14 protein-coding genes and 2 pseudogenes are annotated in these 14,980 nt (G+C 60.5%); 15 read left to right on the forward strand and 1 reads right to left on the reverse strand.

Annotated features, from left to right (window positions below; all coding sequences use genetic code 11):
• Positions 1-10: 10 nt before the first annotated feature.
• Positions 11-283 (forward strand): annotated as a pseudogene (locus V4R08_RS17975) (transposase); the annotation flags it as partial.
• Positions 284-519: 236 nt separating this feature from the next.
• On the opposite strand, the gene V4R08_RS17980 reads toward V4R08_RS17975, so the two are convergent.
• Positions 520-942 (reverse strand): PRC-barrel domain-containing protein, encoded by a 423-nt coding sequence (locus tag V4R08_RS17980; protein ID WP_335580695.1) that lies wholly within the window; start codon positions 940-942, stop codon positions 520-522.
• 453 nt (positions 943-1,395) lie between these two features.
• Here V4R08_RS17980 and V4R08_RS17985 point away from each other — a divergent pair, with 453 nt between their 5' ends.
• From V4R08_RS17985 to V4R08_RS18050, 14 genes and pseudogenes are all read left to right on the forward strand, one after another.
• A complete protein-coding gene (locus tag V4R08_RS17985; RefSeq protein ID WP_335580696.1) occupies positions 1,396-1,773 on the forward strand; it encodes a sensory rhodopsin transducer in 378 nt (125 codons plus the stop codon).
• Positions 1,774-1,864: 91 nt separating this feature from the next.
• On the forward strand, positions 1,865-2,521 hold the full coding sequence (locus tag V4R08_RS17990; RefSeq protein ID WP_335580697.1) for a cytochrome c3 family protein: 657 nt from the start codon (positions 1,865-1,867) through the stop codon (positions 2,519-2,521).
• Complete coding sequence (locus tag V4R08_RS17995) at positions 2,518-5,361, forward strand: 4Fe-4S dicluster domain-containing protein (protein ID WP_335580698.1); 2,844 nt, start codon at positions 2,518-2,520, stop codon at positions 5,359-5,361. Before V4R08_RS17990 ends, V4R08_RS17995 begins: the two co-directional genes overlap by 4 nt.
• Positions 5,358-6,728 (forward strand): NrfD/PsrC family molybdoenzyme membrane anchor subunit, encoded by a 1,371-nt coding sequence (gene nrfD, locus V4R08_RS18000; protein ID WP_335580699.1) that lies wholly within the window; start codon positions 5,358-5,360, stop codon positions 6,726-6,728. The genes V4R08_RS17995 and nrfD overlap by 4 nt, the downstream gene beginning before the upstream one ends.
• Positions 6,725-7,249, forward strand: a complete 525-nt coding sequence (locus V4R08_RS18005; protein ID WP_335580700.1) for a DUF3341 domain-containing protein — start codon at positions 6,725-6,727, stop codon at positions 7,247-7,249. Before nrfD ends, V4R08_RS18005 begins: the two co-directional genes overlap by 4 nt.
• A complete protein-coding gene (locus V4R08_RS18010) occupies positions 7,246-7,767 on the forward strand; it encodes a c-type cytochrome (RefSeq protein WP_335580701.1) in 522 nt (173 codons plus the stop codon). Before V4R08_RS18005 ends, V4R08_RS18010 begins: the two co-directional genes overlap by 4 nt.
• Positions 7,764-8,810, forward strand: a complete 1,047-nt coding sequence (locus V4R08_RS18015; protein WP_335580702.1) for a hypothetical protein — start codon at positions 7,764-7,766, stop codon at positions 8,808-8,810. The genes V4R08_RS18010 and V4R08_RS18015 overlap by 4 nt, the downstream gene beginning before the upstream one ends.
• A 34-nt stretch (positions 8,811-8,844) precedes the next feature.
• On the forward strand, positions 8,845-9,192 hold the full coding sequence (locus tag V4R08_RS18020) for a hypothetical protein (RefSeq protein WP_335580703.1): 348 nt from the start codon (positions 8,845-8,847) through the stop codon (positions 9,190-9,192).
• Positions 9,189-9,977 carry an SCO family protein gene (locus tag V4R08_RS18025; RefSeq protein WP_335580704.1) on the forward strand — a complete coding sequence of 263 codons (789 nt, stop codon included), beginning with the start codon at positions 9,189-9,191 and terminating at the stop codon, positions 9,975-9,977. The genes V4R08_RS18020 and V4R08_RS18025 overlap by 4 nt, the downstream gene beginning before the upstream one ends.
• The gene (coxB, locus tag V4R08_RS18030; RefSeq protein WP_335580705.1) at positions 9,977-10,921 is read left to right on the forward strand and encodes a cytochrome c oxidase subunit II; all 945 of its coding nucleotides are present in this window, start codon (positions 9,977-9,979) and stop codon (positions 10,919-10,921) included. Before V4R08_RS18025 ends, coxB begins: the two co-directional genes overlap by 1 nt.
• Entirely contained in the window at positions 10,918-12,591 is a 1,674-nt protein-coding gene (locus tag V4R08_RS18035; protein ID WP_335580706.1) for a cytochrome c oxidase subunit I, read from the forward strand. The genes coxB and V4R08_RS18035 overlap by 4 nt, the downstream gene beginning before the upstream one ends.
• Entirely contained in the window at positions 12,588-13,223 is a 636-nt protein-coding gene (locus V4R08_RS18040) for a cytochrome c oxidase subunit 3 family protein (RefSeq protein ID WP_335580707.1), read from the forward strand. Before V4R08_RS18035 ends, V4R08_RS18040 begins: the two co-directional genes overlap by 4 nt.
• Positions 13,220-13,561 (forward strand): cytochrome C oxidase subunit IV family protein, encoded by a 342-nt coding sequence (locus V4R08_RS18045; protein ID WP_335580708.1) that lies wholly within the window; start codon positions 13,220-13,222, stop codon positions 13,559-13,561. Before V4R08_RS18040 ends, V4R08_RS18045 begins: the two co-directional genes overlap by 4 nt.
• 20 nt (positions 13,562-13,581) lie before the next feature.
• Positions 13,582-14,576, forward strand: a pseudogene (locus tag V4R08_RS18050) (SDR family oxidoreductase).
• The last annotated feature ends 404 nt before the right edge of the window (positions 14,577-14,980 follow it).

The raw sequence follows: 14,980 nt of genomic DNA on the forward strand, positions 1-14,980 counted from the left end.
TTGCACTGCTGACTCAGCAAAGATGAAGGTGACGCCGCACGTGGCGCAGAACACGAGCGGCCGAAGCTCGGCGATCGACGGACGCACGACGCGGCACAGCGGCTATGCCGTCAGCCAGCGCATCCGCAAGCGCATTGAGGAAGCGTTCGGCTGGATTAAGACGGTCGCCCGCCAGGACAAGACCCGCTTCCGCGGCCGCGACCGCGTCGGATGGGCCTTCACCTTCGCAGCCGCCGCTTACAATCTGGTGCGACTGCCGAAGCTCATGGCGGTGCCAGCATGACCGCGCCGTCCCACCGCCACGCCAAACTGCTCGACGCCGCTCGATCCAGATCACATTCGCCTATCACAACGGCGATCAATCCACCCCCTAAAGCCAGACCGGACACTTCTTCAACAGCCTGCTCTCGCGGTCCCTGCTCCATCGCCGCAGAAATACCGCGCACCTGACGACCGTGGAGGTAAGGTCGGTCGCCAGGCTAGAGAACACAATTTGGATAATTGCGTTCCTTTGGGCACTTAATACTTGAACTGCGGCATCGCCTTCAGCTGGTCCTTGGTGGCGTTGACCGTCCCGCGGTCAGGATACCATTGCTTCGAATCCGAACTCGTCGAACCGGTTGTTGTGGTTCCAGCTTTGTTCGCGAACTTGATCTGATTCATCTTCATCATAACATCATGCTCACCCATGCCGAGAAAGCCGCCGACACTGACTACGACACCGCCCACCTTGCCCGAGCCGTCGATGATCACATCATCAATTTCACCAATCTTATCGTTTTGCTCGTTATAGATATTTACACCAACGAGCTTGGATGCTCTCCACTGGCCGGCTGCGGAGACAGGGGCCACGGCGGCTGAAGGGGTAGATGCAGTATTTTGAGCCATTGCGACTGGCGTCGCGAGGGCGCAAGCTAGCAGAACTGCCGGGATCGATCGCATTGTAGTCTCCTTGGTTCGTGGTCTCGATCAACCAAGATGAGTTGCGATAGTTCCTTGCCGGAACTAAAAAGCCCATGTGGTGCCTACACGAAACTTCGATGGCGGTGACGCGTAGATATTTTTGACATGCGTCATTGGATCAGCAGCCAGAACTGAGGATGACCTCGCTAAGGAGAATGCATCAATGAGTTGGTTCCGCCATTTCGCCATCCGATTCCTATGTCGTATGGGATTTAAAGCGGGATAGTGAGCTCGCACCGGAACTTTCGCTTGGCGGCCCGGTTATGATCTGTATCAATCTACCGGCCATCCGATCATGCATCATCAACTGCCAAGCAACGATCACGGCCAAGGGACGTTCGGGTTCGTCCTGGAGGCCGGTGACGAGACAACGTCTTGCCTACAAGCGTTTGTTCGCTCCGAATCGGTCCTCGCCCTGATAAGGCCACAGCAATGAGCGGGGTAGCAGTCGGTCATAGAGTCTGGGCAATTGCAGAGGGTTATATTCCCGGCCAGAGCGTCAGCAGCGATCGCGCGCTTGTATCGCATGAGACCGCTTGCATTCTCAATGCATCCGACGAAGATGCTGAAATCTCGACCACGTTATTCTTCACGGATCGGGAGCCATGCGGCCCATACCGGACGAAAGTTGGCGCGCGCCGCACACTGCATCTGCGGTTCGACGATTTGGTGGATTCGGAACCGGTACCGCGTGACACAAGCTACGCGTCGGTGATAGAATCGACGGTGCCAATAGTTGTACAGCATACCAGACTTGACTCCAGAAATCCGAATACCGCGCTGCTCTCGACAGTGGCGTTTGCTGCGTGACCGAAGTCGAAGGATCGCTGAAACCGGTTCTCGATCGACCGTGATCAAACTCAGACCAGTCAGGCAGGTCCCCGCGGCGAGGGCAGTGTAAGTGGCGCAGATTTTTCGTCCGGTAGCGAACACGGTCGCGTTGCTGGTCATTGCATCGCTTGGCGCGGTCCCCGTTCTGGCCGCAGGCCTTGGTTATTCGCTGATGACATCAGCCTATGTCACGAGCCAGTCGGTTACCCGGGAGCAGCCGGTGCCATTCAGTCACGCCCACCATGTCGGCGGCTTGGGACTCGATTGCCGTTATTGCCACACGTCGGTGACGACCGCGCGCTTTGCGGGCATTCCTCCCACCGAAACTTGCATGACATGTCATTCGCAGCTCTGGACCAACGCGGCGATGCTGGCGCCGGTCCGCGAAAGTCTGGCCGCCAACAAGCCGATTCGCTGGCAGCGGGTCCATGTCCTCCCCGACTACGTCTATTTCGACCACAGCATTCACATCGCGAAGGGCGTCGGTTGTTCTTCCTGTCACGGCGCAGTCGACCGGATGCCTCTGATGCGGCAGGCGGCACCGCTCACCATGGGCTGGTGCCTCGACTGCCATCGCCATCCCGAAACTGCGATTCGTCCCCGCGACAAGGTCTTCGACATGAAGTGGACGCCGCCAAAAAACCAGATCGCGGAAGGGCGTCGCCTCATGAGCGAATATCATATCGATACGGCACACCTCACGGATTGTTCAAAGTGTCACCGATGAAGCCAGGCTTGTCCGGGGCGAAGCCCGACGACATCTTGCGATTTTCCCGGCGCGATGCGCTTCGGATATTCGCCGCGCACATGGCGCTCGCCGTCGCCGGATGCAGCAAGCCGGTCGAAGAAATCGTCCCCTATGTAAAAATGCCGGAGGGTCTCGTGCCCGGCGAACCGTTGCGGTTCGCCACCGCCGTGCCAATGGGCGGTTATGGCCTGGGGATCATGGGGATTTCGGTGGACGGCCGCCCGATCAAGGTCGAGGGCAATCCGCGTCATCCCGCCAGCCTCGGAGCGACCGACGTTTTCGCCGAAGCGGCGGTCTTGTCGTTGTACGATCCAGACCGGTCCCGCACCCCGACCCTGAAGGGGAGTATCGCATCGTGGGATGCGTTCCGCGCCGCGCTGCTGCCGCAGCTTGGAAAGCACGACAGGAATAGAGGCAACGGCCTGCGCCTGCTGACCGGGCGCGTCACCTCGCCCACATTGTTGCGCCAGATCGATGACCTGCTCGCGCGCTATCCACAGGCGATGTGGCACGTCCATGAGCCGATCGACGATAGCCTGGAGCGCCAGGGCACTGTTCTGGCGTTCGGCCGGGCGCTGCATGTATTGCCGCATCTCGACAAAGTCGAAGTGATGCTTTGTCTGGATGCCGATCCGCTGGGACCTGGGCCGAGCCAGATCGCCAACGCGCGGCACTTGATCGAGGCTAGAAATCCAAAGAACTCTTCGGGTTTCTCGCGGTCCTATGTCGTAGCGAGCGGGCCGACGCTGACCGGAATCAAGGCCGACCATCGTCTGGCGTTGCATCCCGCTGGCATTTCCGACATTGCAATCGCGCTCGCCAACGCCCTCGGCGCGGGGATGCCTCAGCCGAAACTCTCGCCGGCCGCAGAGCGCTTTGTCAATGCAGCGGCGCGCGACCTTATCGCGCACAGGGGTCGCGCCCTGGTTTTGGCCGGACGCACGCAGCGCGCGGAAATCCACGCGCTCGCTCATTGGATCAACGCCAGACTCGATGCTCCAATTAATTTCATCGTGCCCTTCGACCACTCGGCGGAGCATGAACCGGCCGTTTTCGCGACCTTGGCTGATGACCTCCAGGCCGGACGGGTCGAAACGCTTGTAATCGTTGATACGAACATCGGTTACGACGCGCCCGCGGATCTGTCGATCGCTACCGCGCTGGACAAGGTTCCCTTCAGCGTTCACCTCGGTCTATACGTCGATGAGACGGCCGGATTGTGTCAGTGGCACCTTCCGCAGTCTCATCCATTCGAAAGCTGGTCCGATCTGCGCGCGGCCGACGGTACGGCTGCAATTGTGCAGCCGCTGATCCGCCCGCTCTACGCGACCCGTTCCGCGCATGATCTCCTGACGATGCTGGCTGGGCAGGACGCCATCTCGTCTTATGATCTTGTTCGGGAAACGTGGCGATCAAACGGAACGGAGTCGTTCGAAGACTGGTGGCGGCAAACCTTGCATGACGGTGTCGTACCGGCAAGCGCGCCTCAGTCCATCAATGCGGGGACGCCCGAGCGCCCGGAGATCACATCGACCGAAAAGCAGGAGGAATTGACGCTCGTGCTGTCTCCCGATTGCAGCGCGTGGGACGGCCGGTTTGCCAACAGCCCCTGGCTCCAGGAGTGTCCCAGGCCCGTCAGCAAGGAGGTTTGGGGCAATGCATTGTGGATCGGCACTGCGGACGCAGAGAGGCACAACCTGAAGACCGGTGACGTGGTTCGTTTGTCCGTCAAAGACCGCGTGGTTCAGACCCCGGTTCTCGTGACCGGCGGATGCCCGCCCGGCGTCATCAACCTCACACTTGGATATGGCCGCAGGAATGCCGGCGCCATCGGTAGTTCGATCGGCGCCAATGCCTATCGCCTTCGCACATCCGATGCACTATGGACCATCGAAGGGGTCGCTATCGCAGCCATCGCGGAGCGGCGCGAGATCCTGACCACCCAAAACCACGTCCGGCTGGAGGGGGACGCGCGCGATCTCTATCCCATCCGGTCGTTGAAGGATATCGCAGAAACAGCCGGGCCAGATGCAACGGATCGTCTACTACCGTCGCTTTATCCTCCGGTGGCCTCGGACACCTATGCCTGGGGCATGGTGATCGACACCGCGGCCTGCATCGGCTGCAACGCCTGCGTCGTCGCCTGCCAGGCCGAAAACAATGTGCCGGTCGTCGGTCCCGAGGAGATCGCACGCGGTCGCGACATGCATTGGTTGCGCATCGATATCTACGATCACGGCACACCGGCAGAGCCAGAGGCGGGATTTCAGCCTGTGCCGTGCATGCAATGCGAAAACGCGCCGTGCGAGCCGGTTTGTCCCGTCGCCGCCTCCGTGCATGACAGCGAGGGCCTGAATGCACAGGTCTATAATCGCTGCGTCGGCACGCGCTTCTGTGAGGCCAACTGTCCCTACAAGGTTCGTCGCTTCAATTTCTTCGGCTACGCGGACGGTCAGGAGTACGCCAACCTCGGCGCCGAGACGATCAAGGCGCAGCGAAACCCGGACGTCTCGACCCGGCAGCGCGGCGTGATGGAAAAATGCACCTATTGCGTCCAGCGTATTAGTCGCGCCCGGCGTGAGGCGAAAAAGGAGGATCGCACGATTGCCGACGGCGAAGTCATTACCGCCTGTCAGAGCGCGTGCCCGACGCAGGCCATTACCTTTGGCGACCTCAATGACCGGAACAGCGCAGTAAAGGGTCTCAAGGACGATCCGCGGAATTATGCGCTGCTCGGTCACCTCGATACCCGTCCGCGCACCACCTATCTGGCGGACCTCCGTAACCCGAACGCCGCGCTCAAAGGGGAGCGTTCATGAGCGTCATTGCATCCGCTCCTGCCAATCCGGCTCATCCCTGGATAGCCGCGGACCGCGCCAGTTACGGTGAGGTGACTGCCCTGATCGCCGATTCCATCCTACTCCGGCCAGCCGGGTGGCGCTGGTGGATCGCGTTGGGTGTAAGCGGGTTGTTCGTCCTTGCGACCATGGTGGCTATCTACGTGCTCTTCACGGAAGGCATCGGCGTCTGGGGAGTCAATTCCACTGTTGTGTGGGGATATGCCATTGCCAGCTATGTCTGGTGGATCGCGATCGGAAGCGGCGGCACCCTGATTTCGGCGATGCTGCTGATCACCCGTCAACGCTGGCGCGCATCGGTCAATCGCTTTGCCGAGACAATGACGATTTTCGCGGTATCGATCTCGGGCCTGTTTCCGATCCTGCATCTGGGCAGACCGCAATATTTCTACTGGCTGGCGCCCTATCCAAACACGATGCTGCTATGGCCGCAGTGGCGCAGCGCCCTGGTGTGGGATTTCTGGGCGATCGTGAGCTATCTCCTGTTCTCCCTCTTGTTCCTTTACGTCGGGCTGCTGCCCGATCTCGCCACCATGCGTGATCGTGCGACCACCATCTATGGCCAGGTGTTCTACGGGGCCTTCGCACTCGGGTGGCGAGGCTCCGCGCACCACTGGCGCTGCTACGAGACGTTCCAGATCACACTCGCCGCGCTGGCTGTTCCACTTGTCGTATCGGTGCACTCGATCGTCGGCCTCGATTTTGCCGCGAGCCTGATGCCGGGCTGGCAGGAGACGATCTTTCCTCCTTACTTCGTCGTCGGCGCGTTGTTTTCCGGCTTTGCTTCGGTCGCCATTCTCACGGCGTTGGTGCGGTGGGGATTGCGGCTCGAGGCTGTCATCACGGTCCATCATTTCAACGCCATGGCAAAGATTCTGCTGCTGGCGTCGGTCGTGATGACCTGCTCCTACGCAACAGAGTGGTTCATGGCCTGGTACGCCGGCGCCCCTGCGGACCGCTCGCTTCTCGCGTTCCTGTTTACGGGAAGTTATGCGCCGCTTTACTGGATGCAATTGTCGTTCAATTGCCTGCTGCCTCAGGCTCTCTGGTTCCCCGCTGTCCGGCGCAGTGTCCTCTGCGTGGTGTTGATTGCGGTTGGGATCAATATCGGCATGTGGCTGGAGAGAATCCTTATCATCTGGAATACGCTCTCGCATGGCTATGCCGTTTCGCTGTGGCGGCTGTTCTATCCGACGCTATGGGACTGGATCCTCCTGTTTGGTCCCGTCGGGCTGTTCGTCTTCTTCTTCCTCTGTTTTGTCCGCCTGGTGCCGGCGGTACCGATGAACGAACTGCGCAAACTGTGCCGCGAGGAGCATGTGGCATGACAAAGCCGCTCATCGCCGAATTCAGCGATGCTGATAGCTTGATCAGCGCGGCCGTTCGTCTCAAGCGGGAAGGCCATCAGCTTCTGGATGCGTTTACGCCGTTCCGCTTGCCCGAATTGGACAGCATCCTCATCGTGAAGCCATCCAGGATCCGGCTTTCGATGTTGGTTGGCGGTCTCGCGATGGCCGCTTTCGCCTATTTTCTGCAATGGTACAGTTCGGTGATCGACTACCCGCTCAACACGGGCGGGCGGCCGTTCAATAGCTGGCCGGTTTTCCTCCTCGTTCCGTTCGAGGTCGGCATGCTGACCGCGGCATTGAGCGGCTTCGCCGCATTCCTTTGGACCTGTCGGTTGCCGCGCCTCTATCACCCGGTTTTCGACACAACAGATTTTGCGCGCGCGACTCAGGATCGTTTTTTTCTGCTTGCTGCGCAGACCGGCAAGGAAGAACGAAGCGCCTCGCTCCGCGAGTTGTTGAAGCATTCGGGCGCTCTGGCCGTGCGGGAGCAGGGATCGTGACAAGACTGCTTCTGCTTGCAATCGTGCTTGCCGTCGCTGGCTGCGACGACCAGTCGATGCGGCAGCAGAACCGGTATGACACCTACGCTCCTTCAAAAATCTGGCCGAACGGCAGCGAAGCTCAGCTGTTGCCTGCGGGGGTCGTCGCGCAGGGCGATCTTGTCCGCGCGCGGGATGCAAAAGAGCCTCCGCCCGTGACCGATTCCCTGCTGCGGACGGGCCGCAAAGACTTCGAGATTTTCTGCTCGCCCTGTCATGGTCTGGCCGGTGACGGCGACGGCATGGTCGTTCAACGCGGCTTTCCGACGCCGCCGTCGTACCACAGCGACCGATTGCGCAAAGCGCCGGCCCGGCACTTCTTCGACGTCATCACCAACGGATATGGAGTGATGTATTCCTACGCGGCGCGCGTTCCCCCGCACGACCGCTGGGCCATCGTCGCGTATATCCGCGCGCTGCAAGAGTCCAGGCATGTGCGCGTCGTTGACATGCCGCAGGCACGGGAGAAACTGCCATGAGCACGCGCGTGGCACGTCCTCTCTGGCGGATGCTGATGCGGATTGCAGCAGCCAACGCACTCGTAGCCCTCGCGGTCGGCCTCGCAGCGAATCCGAAATCCGTGATGCAAGGCTGGCTGATCGCGTTTGTGTTCGTCAGTGGCATCCCGATTGGCAGTCTCGTCCTGTTGCTGATCCACCGGCTGACGGGAGGGCGTTGGGGAACGGTGCTCGCGCCGGTGTTGATGCCGGCCACTGCCATGGTGCCGTTCGTTGCGCTCGCCTTTTTGCCGCTGGCGTTCGGTCTGTCCGCGCCCTACCGCTGGGCCTCGGATACGTCAATGCTCCGGCCTGCGGTGGTGCATGTCTATCTGAACCAGCCTGCCTTCCTGCTACGGTCGGCGGTCGCTCTTGTCGGTTGGTCGGTTCTCGCCGTTGCCGTGGTCAAGGAGCGCTGCACGGCATTGATGGCAGGCCTCGGCCTCGTCTTTCATGCGGTCGTCATCAGCCTTGTCGCGGTGGACTGGGTCCTGTCGATCGACAGCAGATTTTCGTCGTCAGCATTCGCCGCCGCCATTGCGATTCAGCAGCTCCTTTCCGCCCTTGCGCTTGCCGCGATCGCGGGAACGGAGGCGCGACGACTCGGAGCAATCGCGGATCTTGCCGGATTGATCCTGGCGACCCTGCTCGGCACCGTCTATCTCGCCCTCATGTCGTTCATCGTCATCTGGTACGGCAATCTGCCGGACAAGGCTGCGTGGTATCTGCTGCGAGGGCGCGATGGCTGGCAATGGCTTATTGCCAGTGCCGTGGTGATCGGTGCGTTGGTGCCGCTTTGCCTGCTGCTGAAGCAGAGTGTCCGGCAAAGTCGCATCGCGCTTCGCCTGATCGGCAGCCTGATCCTGCTCGGCATTTTTCTGCATGTGGCCTGGCTGATCGCACCGGCTTTCGGAAGCGGTGCGATTGTCGCGGCCTCGAGCGCCGTCATCGCACTCGTCGGCCTCGGCCTCGGCCTTTTCGATCGCGTAGTTGTCCGATTGAGCGGAGCCGCCCATGCCGAATGACCGGCCGGAATCACCTGCCGTCGCAACGCGCGCCGTGCTGTTCACGGCGATGGGATTTCTGGTCTTTGTGGGGATCTCCCTCGTCGTGCTGCGCATCTTTTACGGCGAACGGACCGATCATGCGGTCTTCGTGCCACCGACCCCGTTTGCCAAGCCGCGGCTTCAAACAAACGACGCCGCCGATCTCGCCAGGCTGCAGGCCGAACAACGCGGCCGGCTTGCCGGGTATGCGTGGGTTGACCGGGAGAAGGGCATCGCCGCCATCCCGATCGAAGAAGCGATGAAACGTGTCGTGGCGCGGGGCGCCGATGCCTATGCGCCGATCGATTCGAACACTTCAGCCCAACAACCTGCCGGTGCAGGCGGAGGACAGTCGCCGTGAAGCCGCTATTCGCCGCCCTTTTCATCATGGCGCCGTTGGTTCTTGCGACCGGCGCGCAGGCCGCGTTGACCCGCAACGAGCTTGACGGGGTGTCTCTTTCGCCCGCAGCCAATGCGGCAGCGCCGCTCGCGCTGAAATTTCGCGATATTGACGACAGGCGCCTGACCCTGCGTGAGGCGATCGGCGGACGGCCGAGTCTTCTGCTATTTGTGGACTACACCTGCCGGACCATTTGCGGGCCAGCGCTGGCGATCGCGTCGGGGGCGTTGGCGCAGACCGGCCTCGATCCCGCGAAGTACCGGCTCGTCGTGATCGGTCTTGATCCGAAGGACAGCGCTAAAGACGCTCGCTTGATGGCCCGGCAGATCGGAGATCCCGCCGTCGAACGCGTCACAATCCTGCTTCGGGGCGATGCCGGTAATGTGCATCAGCTCACCGACGCCCTCGGCTATCGCTATCGATACGATGCCGCCGCGGATCAGTTCGCCCATCCCGCCGGCGCACTGGTCATGACAGCCGATGGCCGGGTTTCGAGAGCCTTGTCGAGCCTTGCGCTCAATCCAAGGGACCTCCGTCTCGCGCTCGTCGAGGCGGGGGCGGGACATATCGGAACATTCGCCGACCGCCTAACTTTACTCTGCTACGGATTTGATGCCGCGCATGGAGTATATGCACCCGCGATTGCGCGAATGTTGAAACTCTTCGCCGCGCTCACCGTCATCTGTGTCCTTGGTGCGATTGCGGTTCTCGAAAGACGCCGGCGCATGAGCGAGGACATTCGCTGATGTCATCCATTTTTATGCCAGAGGCCGCTTCGCAGCAGGCCGTGCGGACCGATCAGATCTACTTTGTGCTTCTGACGTTCTCGGGGTTCATCGTCTTGCTGGTGGCGGCGTTGATCCTGGTCTTTTCGATCCGTTATCGGCGCGGGTCGAAAGCCAAACGTGGCGCGTTGCCTAAGGTCATGAGCAGGGAATTCGAAATCGGATGGACGTCGGCGACGCTGTTCCTGGCGCTGTTCATTTTCTGGTGGGTCAGTTCAACCCATTTGTCGGCCCTTGCCGCACCGAAGAATGCGCTCGAAATCCATGTCGTCGCCAAGCAATGGATGTGGAAAACGCAGCATTCCAATGGCGCGCGTGAAATCAATGAACTTCATGTTCCGCTCGACACGCCGGTGCGGCTCGTCATGACGTCCGAAGACGTCATACACTCGTTTTTTGTTCCGGCATTTCGGATGAAGAAAGATGTCCTGCCGGGCCGATACACCGAAACCTGGTTTCGGGCGACCAAGCCAGGCGTCTTTCATTTGTTCTGCGCGGAATACTGCGGTAGCGAACATTCCCGCATGACCGGCCGGATCGTTGTTGTGCAGAAGGACGCCTACGCCCGATGGCTCGCGGCCCAGCCGGAGGGCGACGGCCTGGCAAAGACAGGCGAGGCTGTCTTCCGCGCGCGGGGCTGCTCCGGTTGCCATTCCCAAACCTCCAAGGTGCATGCCCCCAATCTGAATGGCCTTTACGGGCGTAAAGTTCAACTGGCGGGCGGCCGTACGGTAACGGCCGACGAAGCTTATCTGCGCGATTCGATGCTGATGCCGCGGCGAGATGTTGTCGCTGGATTCGAGCCAATCATGCCGAGCTACGCCGGAATTCTCACCGACGGCGAAATCATTTCGTTGACAGCCTATATTCGCTCGCTCTCGGGAAAAGGGGCAAACAGCCGATGACCGACGTTGCGATCAGCGGCGAACTTCCGCTTCCGCGCGAACCCAGCTACCTCGCTGCCGGCCACACCGTGGCATCGTGGCTTGCCACGACGGACCACAAGCGCATCGCGATCCTCTATGCGGCGACGATCACCTTTTTCTTTTTTCTCGGCGGCGTTGCGATCTCATTAGTCAGGCTGGATCTATTTACGCCCACAGGTGATTTGCTTTCGGACGATACTTACAACAAGCTTTTCACTTTCCATGGCGTAATCATGGTTTGGTTCTTCATGGTGCCGTCGATTCCCGGTACTTTTGGCAATTTCCTGCTGCCATTGATGATAGGCGCGCGAGATGTCGCGTTTCCGCGGCTCAATCTGTTCAGCTGGTATCTCATCGTGGCCGGTGGCGCATGTACGCTGTACGCACTGATCGCCGGCGGCGTCGATACCGGATGGACCTTCTATACCCCGTTCTCGACCATGTTCTCCAACACGCACGTCATCGCAGCGGCGCTCGGCGTGTTTATCGCAGGATTCTCCTCGATCGCCACGGGCGTGAACTTCATCGCGACGACGCACATGCTGCGCGCACCCGGCATGACCTGGTTTCGCCTTCCGCTCTTCGTCTGGGCGATCTACGCAACAAGCCTCGTGATGGTGCTGGCGACGCCCGTACTCGCTGTTACGCTGCTTCTTGTGATCGCGGAGCGCTGGCTGCATCTGCCCATCTTCAATCCCGATTTTGGCGGCGATCCGCTGCTGTTTCAGCACCTGTTTTGGTTCTATAGCCATCCCGCGGTCTACATCATGGTCTTGCCGGCAATGGGGGTCGTTTCGGAAGTCATCACATGCTTCGCGCGCCGCCGCGTCTTCGGCTACGACTTCATGGTTTACGCCATGGTCGGGATCGCGGTGATCGGCTTTTTCGTCTGGGGCCATCACATGTTCGTATCGGGCCAGTCGCCTTACGCGAGCCTTGTCTTCTCGTTTCTGTCCTTTATCGTCGCGGTGCCATCCGCCATTAAAGTGTTCAACTGGACGGCGACGCTTTATCGCGGCCAGATTAGCTTCGATGCCCCGATGCTTTATGCGCTGGGCTTTCTGGGGCTGTTCACGATCGGCGGTCTGACCGGACTATTCCTCGCGTCGATCCCGGTCGATGTTCACGTCACCGATACCACCTTCGTGGTCGCGCACTTCCATTACATCATGGTCGGCGGCACGGTCTCGGCTTTTTTTGCCGGGCTGCACTACTGGTGGCCGAAGATTACCGGACGTTTGTATCCCGATGTTTGGGCGCGCTTTGCCGCTATCCTGATGTTCTTTGGCTTCAACTTCACGTTCTTTCCGCAATTCATCGTTGGCTATTTGGGAATGCCGCGGCGCTACCATGTCTACCCGCCCGAGTTTCAGCTCTACAATGTCCTGTCCTCGGCGGGAGCTTTTGTGCTTGCCGCCGCCTACCTTTTGCCGCCGCTTTATTTGACGTGGTCCCTGATCTGGGGCGCCCGTGCGGGCCGAAATCCCTGGAACGCCACCGGTCTGGAGTGGAAGACAAGCTCGCCTCCTTCACGGGAGAATTTCGCAGCAACGCCTCATGTCGAAGAAGGTCCTTATCGCTACCACCCGGAGGGCTTCGCCCCGGAACACGGCGAAGATAACTACCGCACTGAGGGAGATCCGGCGTGACAACGCCAACCAACGTCCTTCGACCGCCATGGAAGGAACTCACGCGGCAGCGTGAAGGCGCGACCTTTGGCATCTGGGTATTTCTTGCGAGCGAACTGCTGTTCTTCGGCTCCATGTTGCTGCTCTACACGGCTTACCGTGTCGCCAATCCAGATGTTTTTACCATCGCCGGTCGGGAAACCGACCTCTGGTACGGCACAGTCAATACGGCCGTCCTGATGACAAGTAGCCTCACCATGGCGGTGGCCGCCCAGGCGGCCGAGGCCGATATGCGACGCCTTGCGATCTGGGGGCTCGGAGCCACTGTGGTGCTTGGCCTGATGTTCCTGGTATTCAAGGGCTTCGAGTATGCAGAGGACATCGGTAAGCACCTCGTACCCGGCGTCAATTTTGCACTGAAAGAACCCGCGGCGCAGATCTTCTTTGCACTCTACTGGATCATGACGGCGGTTCACGCGGTCCATCTCAGCGTCGGCCTCGGCCTGGTCGGGCGCCTTGCGATATTCGGCGCGTTGCGCAGGGTTGAGTTGCGCGAGAATCCGCAGGTCGAGGTAACCGCGTTGTACTGGCATCTCGTCGATGTGATCTGGATTATTCTCTATCCTTTGATTTATCTCATGGGACGATCATGAGTGCGCAAACATACGCGATTTGGCGAAAGAACGGCCTCGTCTGGCTGGCGCTCCTGATCTTGCTGGCGCTCACGTTTGGCGCTGCCCGTCTTCCCCTTGGTGACTTCAACGTGGTGATCGCACTCGCGATCGCCGGGATCAAAGTTACGCTTGTCATCGTGATCTTCATGGGGCTTGGCAACTCGCCTTCGCTCATCAGGCTTGCCGCGGCCGCTGGCGTATTCTGGCTCACCATCCTGTTTGTCCTGACCCTCACCGATGTGATCGCCAGCCGTCAATTCGGGAACGCTCACCCGCAAACGACGCGCGGGGAACAATCGCTCTCTCGCAACCATTGAGACAGACGGAGGTAGCCAGAATGTCCAACCGAAGCACAGTGGTCGTTACCGGCGCATCCGCCGGCGTGGGCCGCGCGGTGGCAATCGCTTTCGCGCAGAAGGGCTGGAACGTGGCCTTGATTGCGCGCGGGAAAGAAGGCCTCGAGGGCGCGCGACGGGACTGGAAGCGGCTGGAGGTCACGCTCTCGTGTTGCCACTGGATGTCGCGGATGCCGGCGCGGTGTTTGCTGCGGCAGATCAGGTGATAGCAGAGTGGGGGCGTATCGATGTCTGGGTCAATGACGCAATGGTCACGATCTTTGCGCCGGTCGAGGAGATCATACCGGACGAGTTTCGCCGGGTCACCGAAGTCACTTACCTCGGACAGGTCTACGGCACGATGGCCGCGCTCAAGCACATGCGGCCCCGCAACCGCGGCACGATCGTTCAGGTGGGCTCCGCGCTTAGCTATCGCGCCATCCCGTTACAGTCGGCCTATTGCGGGGCCAAGTTCGCCATTCGCGGCTTCACCGACGCGCTGCGCGGTGAACTCGATCACGAGCGAAGCCGCATCCGCCTGACCATGGTCCAACTGCCAGCCGTCAACACGCCGCAGTTCGATTGGGCTCGGTCGCGGATGCCGCGCAAATTGCAACCGGTGCCGCCAATCTATCAGCCGGAGGCCATAGCAAAAGAGATCGTGCGCGCCGCGCTTGAGGCTCCGCGTGAACTCTGGATCGGCAGATCGGCGCTGAAGGCCATCTTCGGCGCAATGTTGCTGCCGTTGTTGGGCGACCGGATTCTCGCAAGCGAGGGTTACAGTGGGCAAATGACTGCGGAATTGGCTCAGCCGGATCGACGGGACAATTTGTTTGAACCCGTTCCATCTGATCCCGGAGTCCACGGCCGTTTCGACCGGTCTGCGCGGCGCGACGTGGCGGGTTTCGATCCGGTGCGACTGCGCGCGGGGATCGCGTGCGCATTGATTATCGGCGTTGCGGGTCTGGTCGCTATCGCCAGTTCACGGCGTGCCTGAGCGTCACCGGCAAAGTCGTCTTCCGATATAGAGAGCGCAATCCGTAGCCGGGGGACAATTGCCGACCAGGCAACGCCGGTCAGGTCGTATTCCTCCGGCAGCAAGTCAAGGTCATTGCGCAAGGCGAGCGACCGCTTGAACAATACCCCCAGCATCCGCGATACGCCCCCTGGGCGGTCGGTGTTGAAGCTTCCGACGTTGAACCATTCCGTTCATCGCTTGTTGACAGAATGCCCCGCCGAGTTTTGCTCCCGGAAAGTGAATCACTGCAGCACGACCCCAGGAGCTTCCCCGTGCAGTATCTCGGCGCCAACGTTCCGCAGGCTTGGGCGGCGGGAGCCCCCTTCATGCTGCTGCAGGCCATGTTGGGCCTCTACAACAGGAGGCACCGCGCGGCAAGCTGT

Origin of the sequence: Nitrobacter sp. NHB1 (assembly GCF_036964665.1) — a bacterium.
GTDB lineage: Bacteria > Pseudomonadota > Alphaproteobacteria > Rhizobiales > Xanthobacteraceae > Nitrobacter.